The organism is Psychrobacter proteolyticus, assembly GCF_038155145.1.
GTDB classification, from domain to species: domain Bacteria; phylum Pseudomonadota; class Gammaproteobacteria; order Pseudomonadales; family Moraxellaceae; genus Psychrobacter; species Psychrobacter proteolyticus_B.
The window spans coordinates 1-210 of record NZ_JBAKAY010000230.1; the positions used below are offsets into that span (position 1 = coordinate 1).

The 210-nt window shown below is 45.2% G+C and carries 1 protein-coding gene; it reads left to right on the forward strand.

Annotated features, from left to right (window positions below; genetic code table 11):
- Positions 1-210 (forward strand): 4a-hydroxytetrahydrobiopterin dehydratase (locus V6252_RS13640; protein ID WP_341610787.1); only part of this gene is annotated, 210 nt, incomplete at both ends.

The following is a 210-nucleotide window of genomic DNA, read 5'->3' on the forward strand; positions in this document are numbered from 1 at the left end:
GCAATTGCAGCGTCAGTATAAATTTAAAAACTTCGTCTCAGCGATGGCATATGCTAATCAACTGGCAGAAATCGCTGAAGCAGAAGGGCATCATCCGGGGATATTGGTAGAGTGGGGTAAGGCTACGGTCACTTGGTGGTCGCATAGTTTCAAGGGTTTGCATCGTAAAGATTTTGTGATGGCAGCTAAGACCGATAACTTACTGAGCAA